Source organism: Pseudomonas sp. Irchel 3F6 (assembly GCF_900187595.1).
In the GTDB taxonomy this organism is placed as follows: Bacteria; Pseudomonadota; Gammaproteobacteria; order Pseudomonadales; family Pseudomonadaceae; genus Aquipseudomonas; species Aquipseudomonas siliginis.
In genome coordinates this window covers 397,078-418,564 of the sequence record NZ_FYDP01000003.1, presented here as the reverse complement: position 1 = coordinate 418,564, position 21,487 = coordinate 397,078, and the positions used below count along the sequence as shown (strand labels likewise).

General features: G+C 61.5%; 16 protein-coding genes. 14 read left to right on the top strand and 2 right to left on the bottom strand.

The genetic code is table 11. The features are described 5' to 3' along the window. The first annotated feature begins 185 nt into the window (after positions 1-185). From CKW30_RS13470 to CKW30_RS13455, 4 genes are all read left to right on the top strand, one after another. Positions 186-3,767: a DUF2339 domain-containing protein gene (locus CKW30_RS13470; RefSeq protein WP_095181052.1), complete on the top strand. Its 3,582-nt coding sequence runs from the start codon at positions 186-188 to the stop codon at positions 3,765-3,767. Beyond that, on the top strand, positions 3,764-5,128 hold the full coding sequence (locus CKW30_RS13465; protein ID WP_095181051.1) for a DUF3999 domain-containing protein: 1,365 nt from the start codon (positions 3,764-3,766) through the stop codon (positions 5,126-5,128). Before CKW30_RS13470 ends, CKW30_RS13465 begins: the two co-directional genes overlap by 4 nt. A 339-nt stretch (positions 5,129-5,467) precedes the next feature. After that, complete coding sequence (locus tag CKW30_RS13460; protein WP_016772098.1) at positions 5,468-6,478, top strand: class 1 fructose-bisphosphatase; 1,011 nt, start codon at positions 5,468-5,470, stop codon at positions 6,476-6,478. A 3-nt stretch (positions 6,479-6,481) separates the two neighbouring features. Continuing rightward, positions 6,482-7,084 carry a DUF924 family protein gene (locus tag CKW30_RS13455; RefSeq protein ID WP_095181050.1) on the top strand — a complete coding sequence of 201 codons (603 nt, stop codon included), beginning with the start codon at positions 6,482-6,484 and terminating at the stop codon, positions 7,082-7,084. Between the two features lie 107 nt (positions 7,085-7,191). On the opposite strand, the gene CKW30_RS13450 is transcribed toward CKW30_RS13455, so the two are convergent. Beyond that, positions 7,192-9,084: a methyl-accepting chemotaxis protein gene (locus tag CKW30_RS13450; RefSeq protein ID WP_218192302.1), complete on the bottom strand. Its 1,893-nt coding sequence runs from the start codon at positions 9,082-9,084 to the stop codon at positions 7,192-7,194. 282 nt (positions 9,085-9,366) lie between these two features. Here CKW30_RS13450 and CKW30_RS13445 point away from each other — a divergent pair, with 282 nt between their 5' ends. Continuing rightward, positions 9,367-9,621, top strand: coding sequence for a hypothetical protein (locus CKW30_RS13445; protein ID WP_016772095.1), 255 nt, complete (start codon positions 9,367-9,369; stop codon positions 9,619-9,621). Positions 9,622-9,650: 29 nt separating this feature from the next. After that, a complete protein-coding gene (locus tag CKW30_RS13440; RefSeq protein WP_016772094.1) occupies positions 9,651-10,220 on the top strand; it encodes a lipocalin family protein in 570 nt (189 codons plus the stop codon). 121 nt (positions 10,221-10,341) lie between these two features. Here CKW30_RS13440 and CKW30_RS13435 read toward each other — a convergent pair whose 3' ends face one another. Then, complete coding sequence (locus CKW30_RS13435) at positions 10,342-11,706, bottom strand: formimidoylglutamate deiminase (protein ID WP_095181048.1); 1,365 nt, start codon at positions 11,704-11,706, stop codon at positions 10,342-10,344. 146 nt (positions 11,707-11,852) lie between these two features. Between CKW30_RS13435 and hutC the strand changes: the two genes are divergently transcribed. The 8 genes from hutC to hutH all read left to right on the top strand — a co-directional run bounded on the left by hutC (position 11,853) and on the right by hutH (position 21,412). After that, complete coding sequence (gene hutC / locus CKW30_RS13430) at positions 11,853-12,563, top strand: histidine utilization repressor (protein WP_162803449.1); 711 nt, start codon at positions 11,853-11,855, stop codon at positions 12,561-12,563. Next, complete coding sequence (locus tag CKW30_RS13425; RefSeq protein ID WP_095181047.1) at positions 12,560-13,129, top strand: HutD family protein; 570 nt, start codon at positions 12,560-12,562, stop codon at positions 13,127-13,129. Before hutC ends, CKW30_RS13425 begins: the two co-directional genes overlap by 4 nt. A 475-nt stretch (positions 13,130-13,604) precedes the next feature. Then, positions 13,605-15,293, top strand: coding sequence for a urocanate hydratase (gene hutU, locus CKW30_RS13420; RefSeq protein ID WP_016772090.1), 1,689 nt, complete (start codon positions 13,605-13,607; stop codon positions 15,291-15,293). A 149-nt stretch (positions 15,294-15,442) separates the two neighbouring features. Next, entirely contained in the window at positions 15,443-16,915 is a 1,473-nt protein-coding gene (locus tag CKW30_RS13415; protein ID WP_095181046.1) for a cytosine permease, read from the top strand. A gap of 71 nt (positions 16,916-16,986) precedes the next feature. Further along, positions 16,987-17,955: an ABC transporter substrate-binding protein gene (locus CKW30_RS13410; RefSeq protein ID WP_041477544.1), complete on the top strand. Its 969-nt coding sequence runs from the start codon at positions 16,987-16,989 to the stop codon at positions 17,953-17,955. Between the two features lie 70 nt (positions 17,956-18,025). After that, positions 18,026-18,877: a proline/glycine betaine ABC transporter permease gene (locus tag CKW30_RS13405; protein WP_016772087.1), complete on the top strand. Its 852-nt coding sequence runs from the start codon at positions 18,026-18,028 to the stop codon at positions 18,875-18,877. After that, positions 18,874-19,704, top strand: coding sequence for a glycine betaine/L-proline ABC transporter ATP-binding protein (locus CKW30_RS13400; protein ID WP_016772086.1), 831 nt, complete (start codon positions 18,874-18,876; stop codon positions 19,702-19,704). The genes CKW30_RS13405 and CKW30_RS13400 overlap by 4 nt, the downstream gene beginning before the upstream one ends. Before the next feature lie 184 nt (positions 19,705-19,888). Beyond that, on the top strand, positions 19,889-21,412 hold the full coding sequence (hutH, locus tag CKW30_RS13395) for a histidine ammonia-lyase (RefSeq protein WP_095181045.1): 1,524 nt from the start codon (positions 19,889-19,891) through the stop codon (positions 21,410-21,412). The last annotated feature ends 75 nt before the right edge of the window (positions 21,413-21,487 follow it).

Sequence of the window (21,487 nt, the reverse complement as noted above, 5' to 3'; positions counted from 1 at the left end):
TAAAAGGCATCAATCACCGCCGTACCCTGTGGGAGCGAGCCTGCTCGCGAAGCGATCGTCGACTTAAACAGAAATGTTGGCTGACAATCCGCCTTCGCGAGCAGGCTCGCTCCCACACGGTTTGTGCCTAGACTGAAGCCATCGCCGGACTCGCCCCGCCCCGGGGCTGCTTAGGGATATCGACCATGCAATGGATGTTCATGTTGATCGGGCTGGTGCTCGGTGGACTGCTCGACGAGTCATTCAGCGGCGCGCTGTTGGGTGCGCTGCTGGGGCTGGTCATCGGCCAGGCGCTACGCATTGCGCGCCTCGGCTCGCAGGCGGCGGAGCAACAGCGTCAACTCGAGCAGGTGCGCGAAGCCTTGCAAGGCGTGGCCCAGCGGCTGTTTGTGCTGGAAGGTTCGCCCTCGCATGCGCCCGCGCCGCCACCTGAAGCCGAGCCAGTCGCCGCGCCCGTCGACGTGGCTGAGCAGGCAGCCCCGCCCCCTGAGCTGATCTGGGAACTGCCCCCCGAACTCGAACCGGTCTCCGCCGTCGCCCGCGAAACCAGCCAGTCGCTGCCGGCCGATGTCTGGCGCGCCGAACCGGCTCCCGTTGCACCAACGCAAAAACCCGCCGAACCCCGTGGCCCGAACATGATCGAGCGCGGCATCAGCGCTGCGCGCAACTGGCTGTTCGGCGGCAACACGGTGCTGCGCGTCGGCGTGGTGCTGCTGTTTTTCGGTCTGGCATTTTTACTGCGTTACGCCACCGAAGGCATGGTGGTGCCGATCGAGTTGCGATACGCCGGCGTCGCGGCAGCGGCGTTGGCCCTGCTGGCACTGGGCTGGTGGCTGCGCAGACGCAACAGCAGCTATGCGTTGATACTGCAAGGCACCGGGATCGCGGTGTTGTACCTGACGGTGTTTGCGGCGATGCGTCTGCATCCGTTGCTTGATCCGTCCGCTGCACTCGGTTTGCTGGTCGCGGTGACGGTGTTCTCGGCCATTCTGGCGATTACCCAGGACGCGCTGGGGTTGGCCGCAGCGGCGGCCCTCGGTGGTTTCGCCGCGCCGATTCTGACTTCTACCGGCGAAGGCAATCACGTCGCACTGTTCAGCTATTTCGCTCTGCTCAACGCCGGCATTCTCGCCATCGCCTGGTTCAAGGCCTGGCGCCTGCTCAACCTGATCGGTTTCGTCGGCACCTTCGGTATCGGTTTCGCCTGGGGCCTGCGTTCCTACACGCCGGAGCTGCTGTGGAGCACCGAGCCGTTCCTGATTGTGTTTTTCCTCATGTACCTCGCCATCGGCCTGCTGTTCGCCCGGCGCAAATTGCGCGACCTGCAGGATGCTCCGGCGGAGGCTGATCGCGAGGCGCTGCTGCAATGGTCGGCCCGCAAGGGTGATTATGTCGACGGCACCATGCTGTTCGGCCCGCCGATCATTGGCTTCGGTTTGCAGTTTGCGTTGGTCCAGCACCTGGAATTTGCGGCGGCGTTCAGTGCGTTGGCGCTGGGCATGATCTATATGGCGCTGGCCAAAGTTTTGATGGGCGGGCGCGCGATGCTGCTGGGCGAAACCTGCCTGGCGCTGGGGGTGATTTTTGCCAGCCTGGCGATTCCGCTGGGGCTCGATGCGCGCTGGACGTCTGCGGCGTGGGCCGTGGAAGGCGCAGGAATTTTCTGGCTCGGGTTGCGTCAGCATCGACCGTTTGCCCGGGCCTTTGCCTTACTGCTGCAACTGGGTTCGGCACTGGCGTTTCTCAGCCAGCTGCAACTCGGCGAGAGCAGCCTGCTCGACGGCGCACCGCTGGGCGCGCTGATGCTTGGCGCCGCGCTGCTGTTCAGTTTCCTTCAACTGCGCAAGGCTACGCCCGAGCAGACATCGCCGTGGGAAAGGCAAGGCCTGCCGCTGCTGGCGTGTCTGGGCCTGACGTTCCTTTATCTGCTGGCACCGTTGTTCCTGTTCATCCAGGGCACGGCGATCAGTTGGGCCTTGGCCGGGTTGGCGACTTTGTTCGTGGGGCTGCGGATTCAATCACGCACATTCCTGTTCACCGCGTTCGCCGTGCAGTTGCTGGGCGGCGCGTTGTTCCTGCTGCGCCTGCAAACTGCCGGTGAAGATTCGGCGGCGGTGTTCAGCGCTGGCTGGAGCGGTTTGCTCAGTGCGTCCTTGATCGGTCTGGCCTTGATTGGCGGCATGCTGCTCGCGGCGCGGGATGAGATGGTGCGCGGCGATGTGCGCCTGCTGCGCGGCTTGTCGGTGGTGCTGCTGGCCGGCTTGGTACTGATCAATCTGGCGGTGCTGTTCGTGCTGCCGTGGCAAACCGCGAGCGCGGTGTGGGCGGCCAGCGGTTTGCTGATCATCTGGCTGAGCCTGTACCTGCAACAGCGTCTGAGTTTCGTTTTCGGCCTGCTGTTGCAGGTGGTCGGCGGCGCAGCGTTTCTGCTCGCCGGCCCCGAATGGCTCGGGCCGTTGTCTAGCGAAGGATTGAAACCATTGGCCCATGGCGGATTCTGGACGCCGCTGGTGCTGGGGCTGGCCGCGCTGATCGGCGCGTGGCGCTTGCAATTGGGCAACCATGCCAGTGCTTTTGATGCCTTGAGTTTGCAACGCTTGTCGCAAGTGCTGCTGGTCTGGGGCGCCGGTTGGTGGACGCTGGCGTGGGTCAGCGAGATCCTGCGTTTCGCTTCGCCGAACCTGCAAGGCACATTGTTGCTGCTGGTCGCTGCGATCAGTGTTGCGCTGTGGACGCTGTTGTCGCTGCGTCTGAAATGGCCGGCGCTGGGGTTGCTCTGCACCTTGCTGATTCCGGCGGCGACGCTGGTTTTGCTCGGCTCTTGGCATTCGCGCTACCACCCGGCCGCCGACTTCGGCTGGCTGGCGTGGCCGGCGCTGTTCGCGGTGCATTTCTTCAGCCTGCGCCGCTTGGCTTCGGTGTTGCCGGCGCGCGCATTGAGCGCGGCCCATGTGTTCGGTTGCTGGCTGTTGATTGGCGTGCTGGCGCTGGAGTTGCGTTACGGCCTGCTGTTGTTGGCCGAGCAGTACAACGCGTGGCGGTGGCTGGGCTGGGCGATTCTGCCGAGCCTCTATCTGTTGCTGATGGCTGCACCGCGCAACTGGCCGTGGCCGGTGGCCGCATTTGCCCGCGAGTACCGCTTGTACGCAGCGGCACCGCTGGCGGTGCTGATGCTGGCGTGGTTCTGGCTGGCCAATGGCGTCAGCGATGGCAATGCCGAACCATTGCCTTACGTGCCGCTGCTCAACCCATTGGAGCTGGGTCTGCTGTTTGCGCTGTTCGGCGTTTATGCCTGGTCGCGCAGCGCGGTCGCGCAGCTGTCGATCCGTCAGGATCATGCCGACAAGGCTACGCAACTGATCGCCGGGGTTTCGCTGTTCGCCTTCTGCACCGCGCTGGTCACCCGCGCGGCGCATCACTGGGCCGGCATCCCGTTCGAGCTTGATCAACTGCTCGCGTCGATGCTGGTGCAGGCCGGCCTGTCGATCGTCTGGACGTTGATGGCGCTGGGGCTGATGATCGGCGGCCATCTGCGCCATCGCCGCGAAGTCTGGCTGATCGGCGCGGCGCTGATTGCGCTGGTGGTGGCCAAGCTGATTTTTGTCGAACTGAGCAACCGTGGCGGCCTCGCCCGGATCGTCTCGTTTATCGGCGTTGGCGTATTGCTGCTGGTGGTCGGCTACTTTGCGCCGCTGCCACCCAAACGCGTCGAGGCTGAACCGGCGGCGGACAAACCCGCGCCGGAAACCGAAGGAGTTGCATCTTGAGTCGCATGCTGAATCTGGGTTGGTTGGCGCTGGGCGTGGTGATGGTCGCTGGCGCTCAGGAAAAACCGGCGGACTTCGCCACGCAGTTGCCGTTGACGGTGAGCGGCAATGGCCCGTGGTATCGGCTCGACCTGCCGCTGAGCGCGCAATTGCAGGCGCGCCAGACCGATCTCAGTGACTTGCGCGTGTTCAACGCCGCCGGCGAAGCGCAGGCCTACGCCTTGGCTCGCGAGTCGGCGCAGACCCGCGACGACGGCAAGCTGCATGAGGTCAAGTGGTTCCCGCTGTACAACGCTGCCGACGCCAGCGAGCGTGCGCCGAATGTGCGCGTGCAGTCGACCACCAACGGCACCCTGGTCGAAGTGCAACCATCCTCGCAACTGGAGGCGGGCGAAGAAGTGCTGCGCGGCTGGCTGCTCGATGCCAGTGCGATCAAGGCACCGTTGCAGCAGTTGATCCTCGACTGGACCAGCGAGCGCGACGGTTTCCAGCGTTTCAGCATCGAGGCCAGCGACGATCTGCAGCACTGGCAATCCTGGGGCGAGGGCCAAGTGGCACGGCTGACCTTTTCCGATGAGCGCATCGAACAGCACGAAGTGACCCTGCCGGGGCAGACCGCGCGCTATGTGCGCCTGCTGTGGGAGTCGCCGGGTTCGGCGCCCGTCCTGACGTCGGCGCAATTGAAAAGCAGCGACCCGCGCAACCTGCCGCTGCCTTTGGTCTGGTCGCCCAGCGTGGCCGGCAACAGCAGCAAATCCGGGGAATACATCTGGCAGCTGCCGATGGGGCTGAATGTCGAGCGGGTGCAGATCGAGCTGAAACAGCCGAACAGTCTGGCGCCGGTCACGTTGGCCGGCCGGCGCGAGAGCAACTTGCCATGGCAGCCACTGAGCAGTGGTTTGCTGTATCGCCTGAGCCAGAACAATCAGGACGTGGTGCAGAACGAAATCCCGCTGTCCGGGCAGACCGTGCAGCAACTCAAGCTGACCGTGGATGAGCGCGGCGGCGGGTTGGGTGAGCAGGCGCCGGACCTGAAATACGCGGTGCGCGCCACGCAAGTGATCTTCCTCGCCCGGGGCGAAGGGCCGTACAGCCTGGCCTTGGGCAATGCCACGGTGAAAACGGCGAACCTGCCGCTGGCAACGTTGATTCCGGATTTCAAGCCAGAAAAGCTGGCGAGCCTGGGCAAGGCGACGGTGCAGGACGAAGCGAAGGCCACGCAAACCTCAACGGCGACGACGGCTGCGGTGGCCGGGACCAACTGGAAGAAGTTCGGCTTGTGGGCAGTGTTGCTGCTCAGTGTGGTGTTTCTCGGGGCGATGGCGTTCAGCCTGTTGCGCAAACCGCCAGCCAATACCTGAGCATGGCGGCGCTTTGCGCCATTCGCGAGCAGGCTCGCTCCCACAGTGATCTCGGTCGTTCACATATTTTGTGTACACCACACATCCTGTGGGAGCTGGCTCGCCAGCGATGGCGGCCGGTCAAACAACAAAAATTCATCAGACTGCCGCTATCGCTCAACCACCACCCGCCCCATTTCCAACTACGCTAAACCCGACACCTGAACTCTCCACCAACAATCACGTCTCATACAGGCAAATACACCCAGGCGCAGGTTAGCCGGCGTCTTCGCTCGCTAGGTTTTCAGACTCCCTGTAAACTGCGCGGGTTTTCCGCCCCCCATTCCACCGGAGCCGTCCATGTCCCGCGTTACCTTGAGTCGCTATTTGATTGAGCAGACCCGCAGCAACAACACTCCTGCCGATCTGCGCTTTTTGATCGAAGTGGTAGCGCGTGCCTGCAAGGAGATCAGCCACGCCGTGTCCAAAGGCGCCCTGGGTGGTGTTCTGGGCAGCATGGGCACCGAGAACGTGCAAGGCGAAGTGCAGAAGAAGCTCGACGTGATCTCTAACGAGATCCTGCTCGAAGCCAACGAATGGGGCGGTCACCTGGCCGGCATGGCGTCCGAAGAAATGGACAACGCCTACCAGATCCCGGGCAAATACCCGAAAGGCGCATACCTGCTGGTCTTCGACCCACTGGACGGCTCGTCGAACATCGACATCAACGCCCCGGTCGGCACGATCTTCTCGGTATTGCGTTGCCCGAACGAATACCTGAGCCAGAACGAGCCGCTGAACGAAAAAGCCTTCCTGCAGCCAGGCACCCAGCAAGTGGCCGCCGGTTACGCCATCTACGGCCCGCAGACCATGCTGGTGCTGACCCTGGGCGACGGCGTCAAAGGCTTCACCCTGGACCGCGAAATGGGCAGCTTCGTACTGACTCACGAAGACATCACCATCCCGGAAACCACCCAGGAATTCGCCATCAACATGTCCAACCAGCGCCACTGGGAAGCCCCGGTACAGCGCTATGTCGGCGAGCTGCTGGCCGGTGAAGAAGGTCCGTTGAAGAAGAATTACAACATGCGCTGGGTCGCGGCAATGGTCGCTGACGTCCACCGCATCCTGACCCGCGGCGGTCTGTTCATGTACCCGCGCGACAGCCGCGAGCCGTCGAAACCGGGCAAGCTGCGCCTGATGTATGAAGCCAACCCGATGTCGTTCCTTGTCGAACAAGCCGGCGGCGCGTCCACCGACGGTCACCAGCGCATTCTCGACATCCAGCCGGAAGGCCTGCACCAGCGCGTTGCAGTGTTCCTCGGTTCGAAAGAAGAAGTCGCCCGCGCCACGGCCTACCACAAGGAATAAACCATGCACGCGCCCTGGCAGCCGTTGCTCGACTGGTGGTTCGGACACGCCGAATCAGCCAGCGAAGTGGCGGCCGAAAAGGGCAAGTTGTGGTTCGGCAAGCGAAACAGCCAGGACCTCGAAGCGCAGACGCGTTTCGGGGTCTTTGTCGATCAGGCCCTGGCCGGCGAATTGACTGAGTGGACGCAATGTCCCGAAGGCTGGCTGGCGGTAGTGCTGCTGCTCGATCAGCTGCCGCGCATGATCTATCGCGACACTCCCAAAGCCTTTTCCGGTGATCTGCGCGCTCAGAAGCTCGTCGCTCAAGGCATTGCAGCGGATTTCGATCGGCAGTTGAAACCGATTCAGCGTGTGTTCATTTATCTGGTGTTCGAGCACTGCGAAAACCTCGCGGTGCAGAACGAAGCCGTTTCCAGATTTATTGAATTGGTGGCTGAACAGCCAGAGTCGGAGCGGGCGGTGTTTGCCGATAACCTGGACTACGCCGAGCGGCATCAGAAGGTGATTGCCCGGTTTGGAAGGTTTCCGCATCGCAATGCGGTGTTGGGGCGGGAGTCTACGTCTGAGGAATTGGAGTTCCTGTCCAGGCCCGGCTCAAGATTCTGAATCTTCAGTGCGGCTTATGCCGCTTTCGCGAGCAGGCTCGCTCCCACAATTGAAATGCATTCCACTGTGGGAGCGAGCCTGCTCGCGAAGAGGCCTGAGGCTGCAGCTTAGATCCTGAAGCTGCCGACCAGATGCTTCAACCGCGCCGCCTGCTGTTCAAGATCCGAACACGCGCGCAACGTCGCCTGCAAGTTCTCCACGCCTTCCTGATTCAGCGTGTTGATCTCGTTGATATCGACATTGATCGACTCGACCACAGCAGTCTGCTCTTCAGTCGCGGTGGCCACCGACTGGTTCATGCCGTCGATTTCGCCGATGCGCTGGGTCACGCTGCCCAGACGCTCGCCGGCCTGGTTGGCGATGCCGACGCTGCTTTCGCTCTCGCGCTGGCTCTCGGTCATGATGGTTACCGCCTGGCGTGCGCCGACCTGCAGCTCTTCGATCATCTTCTGCACTTGCTGCGCCGAATCCTGGGTGCGGTGCGCGAGGTTGCGCACCTCGTCGGCGACCACGGCGAAACCGCGTCCGGCCTCACCGGCACGCGCGGCTTCAATGGCGGCGTTGAGTGCGAGCAGGTTGGTCTGCTGGGAAATGCTGGTGATCACTTCGAGAATCTGGCCGATGTTCACCGTGTTGCTGTTCAGCGTTTCGATATTGCCGCAGGAATCGCTGATCTTCGCCGACAGTTGTTGCATGGCGTGGATGGTTTTATCCACCACCTGCTGGCCGTCGACCGCGAGGCTGCGCGCATCGCTGGAATGCTGCGAGGCGAGCGCGGCGTTCTGGGCGATTTCCTGAGCGGCGGCGCCGAGCTGATTGATCGCGGCGGCGACGCTGTTGGTGCGGCTGGCCTGCTGGTCGGAGTTGTACATCGACGAGTTCGAGGCAGCGACCACACGCAGGGCGACTTCGTTGACCTGGCCGGTGGCCGAGGACACTTCGCGGATCGACGTATGAATGCGTTCGACGAAGCGGTTGAACGACGTACCCAATGCGCCGAATTCATCGTTGCCGTGAATCACCAGACGTTTGGTCAGATCGCCTTCGCCTTCAGCGATGTCATGCATCGCACGGCCCATGGTCAGCAGCGGTTGCATCAGCACGCGAATCAGCATGCCGAGCAGGCCGATGATGATCAACACGGCGATGACCATGGCGATCAGTGCCGAGGTGCGGAATTCGCTGAGCATCGAGAACGCGGTGTCTTTGTCGAGCACCAGCGCCACGTACCAGTCAGCCGATGGCACGCCGTTGACGTGGGTGAATGAGATCAACTGGGTCTTGCCGTCGAACTCGACTTCTTTCAGGCCTGGACTGACCTCAGGCACGCCGTTCGGATAAGCCTCGGCCAGTGTTTTGAGCACCAGCTTGCTGTCCGGGTGAATCAGGATTTTCCCTTCGGCGCTGACGATGAATGCGTGACCGTGGCCGCCGAAGTTCAGCGAGTTGATGATCGCGCTGACGCTGGTCAGATCGATGTCGGCACCGGCGACGCCGAGCATTTGGCCCTGACGCTGCACCGGGGTGGCAACGGTGATGACCAGTTTGCCCGACGAAGCGGCGATGTACGGTTCGGTGACGATGGTTTGTTGTGCGCTGTTGGCCGCTTTGTACCAGCCGCGCGCGCGTGGATCGTAGTCCGGCGCACGGTTGCCGGCCGGCACCGAGAACATCACGCCGTCAGCGCCACCGAAATAGCTGAGCTGGAAATTGCCGGTGTAGGCGGGCAGGTCGATGATGCGCTTGAGGCTGGCGGGCGCGTTGCCGTCGACGGCGACTTGCTGCGACAACGATTGCAGCAGTTGAATGCGGCTTTCCAGCCAGGTCTGGATGTTGCTGGTGGTCAGGCTGCCCAGTTCCTGCATGGTCGCTTCGGTGCTGCTGCTCAAGGCCTGACGCTGGCGATAGTCGTTGAAGAGGATGAAACAGGCGAACGCAACGGCCACCACAAGGGCAGCAGCCAGCAAAATCTTGTGGCTGAATTTCATGTTTCTGGTCATCGAATGAACTACCGCGAAGGGGCTGGTCAGGAAAGGGCGGCAATTTGCCATATTCGGCAGCGTTGCGCTGCTCTTATTTTCGACCGCGCCGCGCCAAAGATTAGGCGTTTGCAGGGAAAGTCGACGAAATGCTCGACGGCTTCACAAAGTTTTTGATTTACCGACAAAAGCCGGACGGGCGGGCTGATAAATAGGCGTTCGGTCACGGAACCAGATGACACTTTTCTCTTCTAAGCTTCTGGTTGGCACCATGCCATCCCCCCTCGTTCCAGGAGTTTCACCATGTCGCTGCGATCTATCGCCCTGCTGTCGTTTTGCGTGCTGTTGGCCGCATGCAGCAAGGTCAATCAGGAAAACTACTCCAAGCTCTCGGCCGGCATGGCCAAGTCCGAAGTGGAAACCCTCCTCGGCAAGCCCACCGATTGCTCGGGCGCGCTCGGTATGTCCAGCTGCACCTGGGGCGACAAGAACAGCTTTATCAGCGTGCAATACGCCGGTGACAAAGTGCTGATGTTTTCCGGCCAAGGCCTGAAGTAAACCGGGGCTTCGCGCCCACGGAGAAAAAAATGAAGCGGTTATTGCTGATCCTTTTTGCTGGCCTGGTACTGGCTGGCTGCGCCACTTCCGGCGTCGACCCGTTGGCGCCCAAGACCGTCAACAGCGTCAATCTCAAGCGTTATCAGGGCACCTGGTATGAACTGGCACGCTTGCCGATGTACTTCCAGCGCCACTGCGCGCAATCCGAAGCCCATTACACCCTCAAGCCTGACGGTAATGTCGGCGTGCTCAACCGTTGCCTGACTCCGGAGTGGCAGTGGGAAGAAGCCAAGGGCACGGCTTATCCACAAGTGCCGGGCAAGACCGACAAGCTCTGGGTCGAATTCGATAACTGGTTCTCGCGCCTGGTGCCGGGTGTGGCGAAGGGCGAGTACTGGGTGTTGTATGTCAGCGACGATTACAAGACCGCCATCGTCGGCGATCCGAGTCGCAAGTACTTGTGGCTGCTGTCACGCACACCGACCGTCAACGGTGTAGTGCGTGAAGAATTGCTGAGCAAGGCGCGTCAACAGGGTTACGACACCACACGCCTGATTTGGCGGGCGTCGGATCGGCAGATGGCCAAGACCTCCAATTAAGCCGCTATACAAATCAAATGTGGGAGCGAGCCTGCTCGCGAAGAGGGTGTATCAGTCGACATGAATATTGACTGATACACCGCGTTCGCGAGCAGGCTCGCTCCCACAGTTTGGTTTTGGGTCAGCCCAAGAGATCGCGCAGGACCTGGGTGAAGGCTCGGGCGCTTTCCTCTTCGCCAGCATGCCGGCCATCACGCACCACCCATTGACCATTGACCAGCACATCGCGCACCTGGCGATCGCCGCCGGCGAACAACCAGCGATTGAGAATCCCGTCCCCCGCAGCCGTCGCCAGATACGGATCGCTACCGTCCAGGACAATCCAGTCCGCGCGCTTGCCCACTTTCAGCGCACCAATCGGTTGCCCCAACGCTTGCGTGCCGCCGTCCAGCGCGGCGTCATATAGTGTGCGACCGACCATCGGCTGCTGCGCGCCATACAAGCGATTGCGCCGCTGGTCACGCAGACGCTGGCCATATTCCAGCCAGCGCAATTCTTCCACCACGCTCAGCGACACATGGCTGTCGGAGCCAATGCCCATGCGCCCGCCCTGGGCAAGAAAGTCCACCGCCGGGAAAATCCCGTCACCCAGATTCGCTTCAGTGGTCAGGCACAGCCCGGCGATCGCGCGACTGTTGGCCATCAGCGTGACTTCTTCCGGGTTGGCGTGGGTGGCGTGGACCAGACACCAGCGCTGATCGACTTCAGTGTTCTCGTACAGCCATTGCAGCGGACGACGACCGCTCCAGCTCAGGCAATCGTCGACTTCCTTTTGCTGTTCGGCGATGTGTATGTGCACCGGGCATTGTTTGTCACTGGCCGCCAACACTTCGCTGATTTGTTGTGGCGTCACCGCCCGCAGCGAGTGGAAACACAGGCCCAGCGATTGCGCCTTTTGCTGCGCCAGTAATGGCTGCAACCGCGCTTGCAGATTCAGATAGTTTTCAGTGCTGTTGATAAAGCGACGCTGGCCATCGTTTGGCGTCTGCCCGCCGAATCCGGAATGACTGTAGAGCACTGGCAGCAGGGTCAGACCGATGCCGCTTTCGCTGGCGGCCTGACTGATGCGCAGTGCCAGTTCGGCAGGATCGGCATACGGCTGGCCGTTGCTGTCGTGGTGCACGTAGTGAAATTCGGCGACCGAGGTGTAACCGGCCTTGAGCATTTCGATGTACAGCTGACGGGCGATGATGCCGAGCTGATCCGGGCTGATTTTTCCGACGAGGCGGTACATCAGATCGCGCCAGGTCCAGAAACTGTCGTTGGGGTTGCCGGCCACTTCGGCCAATCCAGCCATGGCACGCTGGAAGGCGTGGGAGTGCAGATTGGGCATCCCCGGCAGCAACGGCCCGCGCAGCCGCTCGGCTTCGTCTGCGCTGGAATCGGCCTGGATTCGGGTCAGCAGGCCATCGGCGCTGACCTCGAGACGTACATTGTTGGCCCATCCGTTAGGCAGCAGTGCGCGTTCGGCAAAGAAGGCGGACATCGTTCGGCACCCCATCGTGTGTTATTTGTATATACATATACAGACGTTTGCCTGCCCGGTAAACTCCGGCAAGCTAGTCACTTTCATCCAATGAACAGGGATCAACCGTGCCGACTCCGCCTCCAGTTTCTCCGTTGGCCGCGAACATGGGCGACAGTCCGGCGCCCTTGTACGCCCGCGTCAAACAGATGATCACCCAGCAGATCGACAGCGGTAATTGGCCGCCGCACTACCGCGTGCCGTCCGAAAGCGAGCTGGTCAGCCAGCTTGGCTTCAGCCGCATGACCATCAACCGCGCCCTGCGCGAGATGACCGCTGACGGCCTGCTGGTGCGCATGCAAGGCGTGGGCACGTTTGTCGCCGAACCGAAGAGCCAGTCCGCGCTGTTCGAAGTGCACAACATTGCCGACGAAATCGCCTCGCGCGGGCATCGCCACACCTGTCAGGTCATCACCCTCGAAGAAGAGGCCGCCGGTTCCGAACGCGCGCTGGCGCTGGACATGCGCGAAGGCCAGAAGGTCTTCCACTCGCTGATCGTGCACTACGAAAACGACATTCCGGTGCAAATCGAAGACCGTTTCGTCAACGCTTTGGTCGCCCCGGAATACCTCAAGCAGGATTTCACTCTGCAAACGCCCTACGCCTATCTCAACCAGGTCGCGCCGCTGACCGAGGGCGAACACGTGGTCGAAGCCATCCTTGCCGAGCCGTCGGAGTGCAAGTTGCTGCAGATCGAAAAGGGCGAGCCGTGCCTGCTGATTCGTCGGCGTACGTGGTCGGGGCGTCAACCGGTGACGGCGGCGCGTTTGATCCACCCGGGTTCGCGTCATCGTCTGGAAGGGCGCTTTCACAAATGAATGAGATAAAGGTTTTACGCGCCGAAGGCTACCCGCGCATGCCCTGGAAAAACGGCGGCGGCAGCACCGAGGAAATCACCCGTGATGCCGGCGCTGGCCTGGACAGTTTCGGCTGGCGCCTGTCAATTGCCGACATCGCCGAATCGGGCGGTTTCTCGACATTTGCCGGTTACCAGCGAGTGATCACCGTGTTGCAGGGCGACGGCATGACTCTGTGCGTCGACGGTGACGCTACCCGTCCACTGTTACCGCTGGACCCGTTCGCCTTCAGCGGCGAAAGTCAGGTGTCCTGCACCTTGCTCGGCGGTGCGATTCGCGATTTCAATCTGATCTACGCGCCGCAACGTTACAGCGCACGGTTGCAGTGGTTGGCCGGTGAGCAGCGGTTTTTCAGCTCGGCATCGACGGTGCTGGTGTTCAGTGCCAGTGAGCGGATGGACGTGAGTGTTGGCGACGGCGTTTCGCAGCTCGGTCGGCATGATTGCCTGCAGCTGGACGGCAACAGTGGGCTGGTCGAAGTCTCTACCAACGCCGCATGCTGCGTGATCGAACTCCTCCAGAACTGAACACACCCCTGTGGCGAGGGGATTTATCCCCGCTGGGTCGCGAAGCGGCCCCATTCTTGATAAAAAAAAGCGGTCTGCTGCGCAGCCCAGCGGGGATAAATCCCTCGCCACGAAAGCCATCCCCACTCTTGTTTCCCTCTACGCACCAACTTGTTACCGAACGCCCCAGCGTGGCGCAAAACCACGCTGTCGTAGCCAATCCCAACCTCCCCAAAATAACTGCGAAGAAAATTTCATTCACGCCAGAACCCTCGATTCAGGCGCTCTCCAGCCCTACCTCTGATTTTTCCTGAACACTCCTCCAGCAAGTTGGCCGCTTGATTGCATATGCTTGTATGTACAAGTAAAGACGTATGCGTATGAGTCGTCCGAGACTCTCCGCAGCGTCCACTGATTCGCTTGTCGCGCAGCACAGCGCGCAGGCTGCTGCCCACTGCCAGGGTTGGTTTGAATTGATCGCTGAGGAGTCTTTTTCGTGACTGACAATACCCAGAACAGCAACAAGTTTCGTGACGTGCAGATCCGCGCCGCACGCGGTAACACGCTGACCGCCAAGAGCTGGCTGACCGAAGCGCCGCTGCGCATGTTGATGAACAATCTCGACCCGGAAGTCGCCGAGAACCCGAAAGAACTGGTGGTCTATGGTGGCATCGGCCGCGCCGCACGCAACTGGGAGTGCTACGACAAGATCGTCGAGAGCCTGACCAACCTGAATGACGACGAAACCCTGCTGGTGCAGTCGGGCAAGCCGGTCGGCGTATTCAAGACTCACAGCAACGCGCCGCGCGTGCTGATCGCCAACTCCAACCTGGTACCGCACTGGGCGAGCTGGGAACACTTCAACGAACTCGACGCCAAAGGCCTGGCCATGTACGGCCAGATGACCGCCGGCAGCTGGATCTACATCGGCAGCCAGGGCATCGTTCAGGGCACCTACGAAACCTTCGTCGAAGCCGGGCGCCAGCATTACAACGCTGACCTCAAGGGGCGCTGGGTGTTGACCGCCGGCCTCGGTGGCATGGGCGGCGCACAACCGCTGGCTGCCACCCTGGCCGGCGCCTGCTCGCTGAACATCGAGTGCCAGCAAGTCAGCATCGATTTCCGCCTGAAAAGCCGTTACGTCGATGAGCAAGCCAAAGATCTCGACGACGCTCTGGCGCGTATCGACAAATACACCAAAGAAGGCAAAGCGATTTCCATCGCGCTGCTCGGTAATGCGGCGGAAATCCTCCCGGAACTGGTCAAGCGCGGCGTGCGCCCGGACATGGTCACCGACCAGACCAGCGCCCACGATCCCCTCAACGGTTACCTGCCGGCCGGCTGGAGCTGGGACGAATACCGCGCTCGCGCCAAGACCGAACCGGCCGCTGTGATCAAAGCCGCCAAGCAGTCGATGGCGGTGCACGTCAAAGCCATGCTGGAGTTCCAGAAGCAAGGCATTCCGACCTTCGACTACGGCAACAACATCCGTCAGATGGCTCAGGAAGAAGGCGTCGAAAACGCTTTCGATTTCCCGGGTTTCGTGCCGGCCTACATCCGTCCGCTGTTCTGCCGTGGCATCGGCCCGTTCCGTTGGGCGGCGCTGTCGGGTGATCCACAGGACATCTACAAAACCGACGCCAAGGTCAAAGAGCTGATCCCCGACGACGCGCATTTGCACAACTGGCTGGACATGGCCCGCGAGCGCATCAGCTTCCAGGGTCTGCCGGCGCGTATCTGCTGGGTCGGTCTGGGCCAGCGCGCCAAGCTCGGTCTGGCCTTCAACGAAATGGTCCGTAGCGGCGAGCTGTCGGCCCCCGTGGTGATCGGCCGCGACCACCTCGACTCCGGCTCGGTGGCCAGCCCCAACCGCGAAACCGAATCGATGCAGGACGGTTCCGACGCCGTCTCCGACTGGCCGCTGCTCAACGCACTGCTGAACACCGCCAGCGGCGCGACCTGGGTCTCCTTGCACCACGGCGGCGGGGTCGGCATGGGCTTCTCGCAGCATTCGGGGATGGTGATCGTCTGCGACGGTACTGACGAAGCCGCCGAGCGCATTGCTCGTGTGCTGCATAACGACCCGGCGACTGGCGTCATGCGCCATGCCGATGCCGGTTACCAGATCGCCATCGACTGCGCGAAAGAGCAGGGGCTGAATCTGCCGATGATCACTGGCGGGTAACACGCTCTGGTTTTAAGTGGGAGCGAGCCTGCTTGCGGAGGCGTCGTGTCAGTCGCTACTGCTGTGACTGATACACCCGATTCGCGAGCAGGCTCGCTCCCACAGAGGAATTTCAGTGAACCCGAATAGCAATCCACAGAGGTTGAATCATGGCGGTTAACAACGAACGTGCAGGCAGTACTCCGTTGATTGAAAGGCGTTCGATCGACTACATCCCGGAAGCGGAAAGACACGGTCGTCTGTTCAGCCAGTTCACCCTGTGGATGGGCGCCAACCTGCAGATCACCGCGATCGTCACCGGGGCCTTGGCCGTGGTGCTTGGCGGTGATGTTTTCTGGTCGTTGATCGGTCTGCTGATCGGCCAACTGCTCGGCGGTGGTGTGATGGCGCTGCATGCCGCGCAAGGGCCGAAACTGGGCTTGCCGCAGATGATCTCCAGTCGTGTGCAATTCGGCGTTTATGGCGCTGCGATTCCGATCGTGCTGGTGTGCCTGATGTACCTGGGTTTCACCGCCACCGGGACAGTGCTCTCCGGGCAGGCGCTGGGGCAGTTGTTCGGTGTCAGCGACAGTGTTGGCATCCTGATTTTCGCCAGTGTCATCGTGCTGGTCACAGTGCTTGGCTACCGGGTGATCCACTGGATCGGCCGCGTCGCCAGCGTGATTGGCGTGATCGCTTTTGTGTTCCTGTTCTGGCGGCTGATGAGCCAGACCGACGTCGGCGCACTTCTGCAGATACGTCATTTCAGCTGGAGCAGTTTCCTCCTGGCGGTGTCGCTGGCGGCGTCCTGGCAGATCGCTTTCGGCCCGTATGTGGCGGACTATTCACGCTACCTGCCGAGCGCCACTTCATCGGTGAAAACCTTTTTCGCCGCTGGCGCAGGTTCGGTGATCGGCGCGCAAGTCGCGATGATTCTCGGTGTATTTGCCGCCGCGTCGGCCAACGGTCAATTCGCTGGCCATGAAGTCGCCTACATCGTCGGCCTCGGCGGTACCGGCGCCACTGCTGCGCTGCTGTATTTCAGCATCGCGTTCGGCAAAGTGACCATCTCCACGCTGAACTCTTACGGCAGCTTCATGTGCATCGCCACCATCATCAGTGGCTTCAAAGGGCACTTGACGGTTACCCGCATGCAGCGGCTGATCTTCGTGCTGTTCATCGTCGGCGCGGCAACCCTGATTGCCCTGCTCGGGCAGCACTCGTTCCTCGGTGCGTTCAAGTCGTTCATCCTGTTTCTGCTCGCCTTCTTCACCCCGTGGAGCGCGATCAATCTGGTCGACTACTACTGCATCACCCGCGAGCGCTATGACGTGCCGGCGCTGGCCGATCCGGACGGTCGCTACGGTCGCTGGAACCTGCTCGGTATCAGCGTCTATGTGTTCGGCGTGCTGGTGCAGTTGCCATTCATCTCGACCAAGTTCTACACCGGCCCACTGGTAGCCGCCCTCGGTGATGTCGACATTTCCTGGATCATCGGCCTGGTTCTCCCGGCCACCGTCTATTACTTCTGCGCAAAGAAATGGCACAGCGCAGTGCCCGATCGCCTGATTCTGCCGGTCGAGCAGAACAGCACCCAACAAGCAAAAACGAGCGGGGCCGGTCGCGCTGCGGCGCAGGCCTGATCTGGACGTGGACCAGGCTGGATGCCTCTTGAACTGCCGTAAGCCCATTCATGATTAGGAGCGTCACGACAATGAAATCGAACAAGACCCTGCTGACCACATTGCTGTCCATGGGCCTGTTGGCCAGTGCCGGTGCGACGCAAGCCGCCGGCTGGTGCGAATCGGGCAAACCGGTGAAATTCGCCGGGCTGAACTGGGAAAGCGGCATGCTCCTGACCGACGTTATGCAAGTGGTGCTGGAGAAAGGTTACGGCTGCAAGACCGACAGCCTGCCGGGCAATTCCATCACCATGGAAAACGCCCTGAGCAGTAACGATATTCAAGTGTTTGCCGAAGAGTGGGTCGGCCGCAGCGAGGTCTGGAACAAGGCCGAGAAGGCCGGCAAGGTCGTCGGTGTCGGCGCGCCGGTAGTGGGCGCGGTCGAAGGCTGGTACGTGCCGCGTTACGTGATCGAAGGCGACGCCAAGCGCAAGCTTGAGGCGAAAGCCCCGGACCTGAAAAACATCGCTGACCTGGGCAAGTATTCCGCCGTGTTCAAGGACGCCGAAGAGCCATCCAAGGGCCGCTTCTATAACTGCCCGGCCGGCTGGACCTGCGAGCTCGACAACAGCGAAATGCTCAAGAGTTATGGCCTGGAAAACAGCTACACCAACTTCCGTCCGGGCACAGGCCCCGCGTTGGATGCGGCGGTGCTGTCGAGCTACAAGCGTGGCGAGCCGATCCTCTTCTACTACTGGTCGCCGACGCCGCTGATGGGCCAGATCGATGCAGTCAAACTGGAAGAGAAACCCGGCGTCGACAAGACCGTCAGCATCAAGGTCGGCCTGTCGAAAACCTTCCACGACGAAGCCCCGGAACTGGTCGCCGTGCTGGAGAAAGTCAACCTGCCGATCGACCTGCTCAATCAGAACCTCGGGCGCATGGCCAAGGAACGCATCGAGTCGGCAAAACTGGCGAAAATCTTCCTCAAGGAACATCCTGAAGTCTGGCACGCATGGGTGAGCGACGACGCAGCCAAGAAAATCGACGCGGCCTTGTAGGTCAGGTTTCCCCGGCTGCCAGCCACGGCAGCCGGACGCTTGATCGCAACCCCTTGATTGAGAGTCCCTTATGTTTCCCGAAAGCTTTACCTTTTCCATCGCCGACTGGGTCAACGGTTGGGTCGATTCGCTGGTGACCAACTACGGCGACGTGTTCCGGCATATCTCCGACACGCTGTTGTGGGCCATCGTCAGTCTCGAAGGTTTGCTGCGTGCGGCGCCGTGGTGGTTGATGCTGGCAATCGTCGGTGTCATCGCCTGGCACGCCACGCGCAAAGTCGTGACCACCGCCGTGATTGTCGGTCTGTTGTTTCTGGTGGGCGCGGTCGGCCTCTGGGACAAACTCATGCAGACCCTGGCGCTGATGATGGTCGCGACGATCATTTCGGTGCTGATCGGCATCCCGCTGGGGATTCTCTCGGCGCGTAGCAATCGCCTGCGTTCGGTGCTGATGCCGCTGCTCGACATCATGCAGACCATGCCGAGTTTCGTTTACCTGATTCCGGTGCTGATGCTGTTCGGTCTGGGCAAGGTGCCGGCGATTTTCGCCACGGTGATCTACGCCGCGCCCCCGCTGATTCGCCTGACCGACCTTGGTATTCGCCAGGTCGACGGCGAAGTCATGGAAGCGATCAATGCCTTCGGCGCCAACCGCTGGCAGCAACTGTTCGGCGTGCAACTGCCGCTGGCGCTGCCGAGCATCATGGCCGGGATCAACCAGACCACGATGATGGCCCTGTCGATGGTGGTGATCGCCTCAATGATCGGCGCCCGCGGCCTCGGTGAAGACGTGCTGGTGGGGATTCAGACCCTCAACGTCGGCCGTGGTCTTGAAGCCGGGCTGGCGATCGTGATTCTCGCGGTGGTCATCGACCGCATTACTCAAGCGTACGGTCGGCCACGCCACGAGGTGAGCAAATGAGCAACGCAAGCGTGAGCAAGATCGAAGTGCGCAACGTCTTCAAGATTTTCGGCAACCGCGCCAAGGATGCGCTGGCCATGGTCGGCCAGGGCAAGAGCAAGGATCAGGTGCTCAACGAAACCGGTTGCGTGGTCGGCGTGAACGACTTGTCGCTGAGCATCGGCACCGGTGAAATCTTTGTGATCATGGGCCTGTCCGGCTCGGGCAAATCCACCCTGGTGCGCCACTTCAATCGCCTGATCGATCCTACCAGCGGGGCGATTCTGGTCGATGGCGAGGACATCCTGCAGTACGACATGGACGCCCTGCGTGAATTTCGCCGGCACAAGATCAGCATGGTGTTCCAGAGCTTCGGCCTGCTGCCGCACAAGACCGTGCTCGATAACGTCGCCTACGGCCTGAAAGTACGTGGCGAAAGCAAGCAGGTCTGCGCCGAACGCGCGTTGCACTGGATCAACACCGTCGGCCTCAAAGGCTACGAAAACAAATACCCGCACCAGCTCTCCGGCGGCATGCGTCAGCGCGTCGGCCTCGCCCGTGCATTGGCGGCGGACACCGACATCATCCTCATGGATGAAGCATTCAGTGCGCTGGATCCGTTGATCCGCGCCGAGATGCAGGACCAGTTGCTGGAACTGCAAAAGACCCTGCACAAAACCATCGTCTTCATCACCCACGACCTCGACGAAGCCGTGCGCATCGGCAATCGCATCGCGATTCTCAAGGATGGCCGGCTGATTCAGGTCGGCACGCCAAGAGAGATCCTGCACTCGCCGGCAGATGAGTATGTCGACCGGTTCGTGCAGCGGCGCGCGGCGGTGGTGTGACGCTGAGTGGCCGTCGTGGCGAGGGGATTTATCCCCGTTCGGCTGCGAAGCAGTCGTAAAACCGGCCACTGCGGTCTGTCTGACGGATTTGCGGGCATGGTTTGGGGCGGCTTCGCCACCCAACGGGGATAAATCCCCTCACCACTGGGTTACCGGCATCAACAGAATTGGTATGAGGTTAGAGATGTCCCAGGCTGAAAAAATCGTTATCACAGGCAGCCCTCTGCGTTGGCAGGACGTGGTCGCCGTTGCCCGGCACGGTGCGCCACTGGAACTGTCCAGCGAAACCTGGGCGCGCATCGATAACGCTCAGGCCATCGTCCAGCGCATCGTCGCCAGCGGCGAGCGCGCCTATGGCGTCAACACCGGTCTGGGCGGTCTGTCCAACGTCTCGCTGCAGGACGAACAGCTCAGCCAACTCTCGCGCAACACCTTGCTCAGCCATGCCTGCGGTGTCGGCCCGGTGCTCAGCGACGAGCAGACCCGCGCGATCATCTGCGCTGCTGTTCACAACTACAGCCACGGCAAGTCCGGCCTGCATCGGCGTGTGGTCGAAGGGCTGCTGGCGCTGCTCAATCGCGGCATCACCCCGCAGGTGCCGTCGCAGGGTTCGGTGGGTTACCTGACGCACATGGCGCACATCGGCATCGCGCTGCTCGGCGTTGGCAATGTCAGTTATCGCGGGCAGATCATTTCGGCGCAACAGGCGCTGGCCGAAGAGGGCCTGCAACCTGTGCAGCTCGGCGCGAAGGATGGCTTGTGTCTGGTCAACGGCACGCCCTGCATGACCGGCCTCAGTTGCCTGGCGATTGCCGATGCTACGCGGCTGTTGCAATGGGCCGATGTCATTGGTGCGATGAGTTTCGAAGCCCAGCGCGGCCAGATCGATGCCTTCGATGCCGAGATCATTGCGCTCAAGCCGCATCCAGGCATGCAGCAGGTCGGCCAAAATCTGCGCGCATTACTCGATGGCAGCGAAGTGATCGCCGCAAGCAAAGGCGTTCGCACTCAGGACGCGCTGAGCATCCGCTCGATCCCGCAGGTGCATGGCGCCGCGCGTGATCAATTGGAGCACGCAATCAAACAGGTGGAAGCCGAACTAAACGGCTGCACCGACAACCCGTTACTGCTCGGCACACCGGACAATTTCCGGGTGATGTCGCAGGCCAACCCGCACGGTCAATCCGTGGCGATGGCGGCGGATCTGCTGGCGATTGCCATGGCCGAAATCGGCTCGATTGCCGAGCGCCGTCTGGACCGTTTGGTCAATCCGCACGTCAGCGGTCTGCCGGCGTTTCTGGTGGCCAATCCCGGGGTCAACTCGGGGATGATGATCGTGCAATACGTCGCCGCCTCGCTGTGTGCGGAAAACCGTCAATTGGCGCAACCGGCGGTACTCGACAACTACATCACCTCGGGCCTGCAGGAAGATCACCTGAGCATGGGCGCCAACGCCGCGCTGAAGCTGCATCGCGCGCTGGAAAACTGCACGCAGATCCTCGCGATTGAATACCTGCTGGCGGCGCAGGCGTTTGAATTCCTCAAGGAACAGCGCTTTGGCGTGGGCACTGACCGCGCGTGGAAACTGCTGCGCGAAACGGTCCCCGCCTACGATCAGGATCGCTGGCTGGCGCCGGATATCGCTGCCGCTGCGACCGTGCTGAAAGACCCGAATCTGCCGCACAACGTTCTACCGAATTTGCACTGACAACTACCCATACCAGCGTGCCAAGGCGTGGATCGTTCACAAGACGAGAAACGACGGATAACGGAATGCTCCGGA

Coding starts and splice junctions, on each gene's coding strand:
- CKW30_RS13440 (WP_016772094.1), top strand. CDS start 9,651: ATGAAGCGGTTATTGCTGATCCTTTTTGCTGGCCTGGTACTGGCTGGC.
- CKW30_RS13460 (WP_016772098.1), top strand. CDS start 5,468: ATGTCCCGCGTTACCTTGAGTCGCTATTTGATTGAGCAGACCCGCAGC.
- CKW30_RS13405 (WP_016772087.1), top strand. CDS start 18,026: ATGTTTCCCGAAAGCTTTACCTTTTCCATCGCCGACTGGGTCAACGGT.
- CKW30_RS13435 (WP_095181048.1), bottom strand. CDS start 11,706: ATGTCCGCCTTCTTTGCCGAACGCGCACTGCTGCCTAACGGATGGGCC.
- hutC (WP_162803449.1), top strand. CDS start 11,853: ATGGGCGACAGTCCGGCGCCCTTGTACGCCCGCGTCAAACAGATGATC.
- hutH (WP_095181045.1), top strand. CDS start 19,889: ATGTCCCAGGCTGAAAAAATCGTTATCACAGGCAGCCCTCTGCGTTGG.
- CKW30_RS13425 (WP_095181047.1), top strand. CDS start 12,560: ATGAATGAGATAAAGGTTTTACGCGCCGAAGGCTACCCGCGCATGCCC.
- CKW30_RS13455 (WP_095181050.1), top strand. CDS start 6,482: ATGCACGCGCCCTGGCAGCCGTTGCTCGACTGGTGGTTCGGACACGCC.
- CKW30_RS13415 (WP_095181046.1), top strand. CDS start 15,443: ATGGCGGTTAACAACGAACGTGCAGGCAGTACTCCGTTGATTGAAAGG.
- CKW30_RS13410 (WP_041477544.1), top strand. CDS start 16,987: ATGAAATCGAACAAGACCCTGCTGACCACATTGCTGTCCATGGGCCTG.
- CKW30_RS13470 (WP_095181052.1), top strand. CDS start 186: ATGCAATGGATGTTCATGTTGATCGGGCTGGTGCTCGGTGGACTGCTC.
- CKW30_RS13400 (WP_016772086.1), top strand. CDS start 18,874: ATGAGCAACGCAAGCGTGAGCAAGATCGAAGTGCGCAACGTCTTCAAG.
- CKW30_RS13450 (WP_218192302.1), bottom strand. CDS start 9,084: ATGACCAGAAACATGAAATTCAGCCACAAGATTTTGCTGGCTGCTGCC.
- CKW30_RS13445 (WP_016772095.1), top strand. CDS start 9,367: ATGTCGCTGCGATCTATCGCCCTGCTGTCGTTTTGCGTGCTGTTGGCC.